4 protein-coding genes are annotated in these 3,042 nt (G+C 56.8%); 1 reads left to right on the top strand and 3 read right to left on the bottom strand.

Annotation, left to right across the window (positions count from 1 at the left end):
• From VNX88_06890 to VNX88_06880, 3 genes are all read right to left on the bottom strand, one after another.
• A partial coding sequence (locus VNX88_06890; GenBank protein HWY68373.1) for a hypothetical protein occupies positions 1-257 on the bottom strand: 257 nt, incomplete at its 3' end.
• A gap of 263 nt (positions 258-520) precedes the next feature.
• Positions 521-1,207, bottom strand: coding sequence for a response regulator (locus tag VNX88_06885; protein HWY68372.1), 687 nt, complete (start codon positions 1,205-1,207; stop codon positions 521-523).
• Positions 1,208-1,246: 39 nt separating this feature from the next.
• Complete coding sequence (locus VNX88_06880) at positions 1,247-1,621, bottom strand: PilZ domain-containing protein (GenBank protein ID HWY68371.1); 375 nt, start codon at positions 1,619-1,621, stop codon at positions 1,247-1,249.
• A 377-nt stretch (positions 1,622-1,998) separates the two neighbouring features.
• On the opposite strand from VNX88_06880, the gene VNX88_06875 reads away from it, so the two are divergent.
• Positions 1,999-3,042 (top strand): NAD-dependent epimerase/dehydratase family protein (locus VNX88_06875; GenBank protein HWY68370.1); only part of this gene is annotated, 1,044 nt, incomplete at its 3' end.

Here is a 3,042-nt window from a genome sequence, read left to right as displayed (position 1 = left end):
ATGCGTTTGGATTCGATCCTATCGAAACGCGGGGAGTGGGAGTCCGAGAACCACAAGGATATCCCCAGTAGCAGGATGCAGAAGGCGGTGTTTGCCTTCATGGACGCAAGCCCGGGCAGGACCGACTTCAGCATACGCGCGTTCACGATCCACCCACCAAGGACTAGCGCTCCTATGGCTACAGCACAGATGGAGGTGGTTTTGATGAACAGCTTGATTCGGTGCGCTATTACGCGATCGATTGTGTCTGCTGACATGGATATACGCTCAGTTCTGGAAGGGGTAATGATCAGACCGGAATACGTCCGGGAGAGGTGATTCAATTGTGCGACATTTCCCGCGCGTGTCAATCATCTTGGCGGCGCGGTTTCGAGTTCTTTAGTGTCCGTTTCTGCGATGACGTATGAGTGAGCAAGCGCGGCTGGACTTACAAGCATGCGTGAGCCATCCAGACCGCTGGCGGATTCGCGAGGGTGTTCCGGCGGCCTAGACGCAAATCCGTGCGCGAGAGAAGGATCATTCAGCCCTCGATGATGAGTGGAAGGAGAAACTCTTGCAGCCTTCCGCTTTCGTCTGTCCGCAACAGATTGAACTGAATTCCCATCTGATGCTCGCCGACAGTCCTCATTACTGCTCCGGTACCGAGAAGAGGCTTGGCGCCGTTGGGCATGTCGAGGGTGACTCGAACGTGCGAACCCGCGGGAACGGTGCGGGGAGAATGGACCATCATGCCGTTCAGGCTGAGGTCGATCGTTTCGCAGTCCAATTCGCCCTGATCAGAGCTGAGGCGGACTTTGGAGCGAACCGGGACGCGGCGAAAGCGGCGCTTTTCCTGTTCGACGGCGCCTTGGGTGACTCGAATCAGTCTTTGCAGGCGCGTGGTGTCGATGGGCTTGTAGAGGAAGAAGCTAGCGCCAGCGTCGAATCCCTCGGAAACGGCGGACGGGCGCTGATCGTCGCTAATCATGATGATGGGAGTGCGCTGATTGAATCCGGAACCGCGAGCCTGCTGAGCGAGTTCGATCCCGCTAGGGGCAGGCATCGCAAAATCGAGCAGAACCACATCAAATTTCTCGTCGCGCAGATATCCGGTGGCGTCTGCGCTTTTCGTCAGGGTCAAAGAATCCAAGCCGGATGAGGTCAGCACACCCTGAATCAACTGGCACACAGCCGGTTCGTCGTCAACGATAAGGGCTCGCCTGGGCATAGGTTGTTTGCCTCCGCGGATAGCAATGGTGCGTCGGGATTACGGTAGCGGGAGACGTGCGGGCCGGGGATTCGCGGCTGCCGCTCGCGCTTTATCCAGCACTTCGTAATAGTGAATCTCCACTCCGTTGCCAGCTTTCGCTTGGGATGGACTGCGCGGTTGCAGGCGAACGACGCGCCCCGTGCAGCGCCAAAGCCGCGAGTCTTTTCCCGCAATTTCCACCGGCATGGTGAGGAACATCTCAACCCTGGCGCCGATGTCGAGCGGCAGGTCTGTCGAGAAATAGACGCCCCGAGCGGAAATGTTGGATGATTCCACCTGCTGCTCAGTGAGATCGGGGGAGTCGAGATTGCGGATTTTCACTTTGACTCTCATGTCGAAACGCTGTCTGAAACGCCTGTCGCTTTCTTGCATAGGGGCCTCGCACGCTTTTGTGAACACCAATCCTTCAGGTGAGGTATCGGCAGGTGCAAGGCGGAACATGAGGCAGGGATGCGATTGAGGGCTTAAGAGCGAGTTGCATGCTTAAGTGGATTGCATTGTGGCAGGTCGAGAGGGTAAAATTTGATTCTGCTCGACGCTTGATTGCCGTTCGGCCTAATTCCCCTGACAACGCGACTGACCGCGACATGCGAGCGGGGCTTCGCGGGCCGAAAATGGGGCATTCCGGTGGCTGGTGGCAAAAAGGGCAATTTCGGCGCGAGCGCAGGTCAACAGCTTGTTTGGCATGCTAGAGTCACGAGCCGAAATGCTGTTACCTGGGCGAAAAGGTTAGAAAGGGAGGAGAGGATATGAGGATTGCAGTTCTTGGGGGCGACGGCTATTGCGGTTGGGCTACGGCTCTATATCTTTCGAGCAAGGGGCACTCCGTCGCTATCGTTGACAACTTCCTCCGCCGCCAATGGGACCACGAACTCGGAGCGCAATCTCTCACACCGATCCGTCCGCTCTCTGAGAGGCTGAAGATCTGGCAGGAGCTTACCGGAAGCACGATTGAGATGTACGTGGGCGACGTGACCGATTACGACTTCCTTTCTTCTACGGTAAAGACGTTCGAGCCGGATGCGGTGGTGCATTTCGCCGAACAGCGTTCGGCGCCGTATTCGATGATCGACCGCAAGCACGCTTCGTTCACGCAGCTGAATAATGTGGTGGGGACGCTGAATCTTCTATTCGCGATTCGCGAATTGCGGCCTGATTGCCATCTGGTGAAGCTCGGAACGATGGGCGAGTACGGGACGCCGAACATCGACATCGAAGAAGGCTACATCACGATCGAACACAACGGGCGCAAAGACGTGCTCCCCTACCCGAAGCAGCCGGGATCGTTCTACCACCTGTCGAAGGTGCACGACAGCCACAACATCATGTTTGCATGCAAGATTTGGGGACTGCGCGCAACTGATTTGAACCAGGGAGTGGTATACGGAACACTGACAGACGAAGTGGCGCTGGATGAAGCGCTGATTAACAGGTTCGACTACGATGAAGTGTTCGGCACGGTGCTGAATCGCTTCTGCGTTGAAGCGGCGATCGGACATCCGCTTACTGTGTACGGCAAGGGCGGGCAGACGCGCGGCTTCCTGGACATTCGCGACACGGTGCGCTGCATCGAGCTGGCCTGCATGGAACCAGCGGCGCGAGGCGAATGCCGCGTTTTCAATCAGTTCACCGAGCAATTCTCAATTCTGGAACTTGCGCAACTGGTGCAGAAAGCGGCGCGGAAGATGCGGCTGAAAGTTGAAATCGAGAATCTGCCGGACCCGCGTGTGGAAGCCGAAGAGCATTATTACAATGCGAAGCATTCGAAACTGATCGATCTGGGATTGAAGCCG

Source organism: Terriglobales bacterium (assembly GCA_035567895.1).
In the GTDB taxonomy this organism is placed as follows: domain Bacteria; phylum Acidobacteriota; class Terriglobia; order Terriglobales; family Acidobacteriaceae; genus Gp1-AA112.
This window is presented reverse-complemented; position numbering and strand designations above follow the sequence as displayed.

What these genes read in the sequence shown, in the direction of transcription:
- VNX88_06885 (HWY68372.1), bottom strand. Translation starts at nt 1,207, where the DNA reads ATGCCCAGGCGAGCCCTTATCGTTGACGACGAACCGGCTGTGTGCCAG.
- VNX88_06880 (HWY68371.1), bottom strand. Translation starts at nt 1,621, where the DNA reads ATGCAAGAAAGCGACAGGCGTTTCAGACAGCGTTTCGACATGAGAGTC.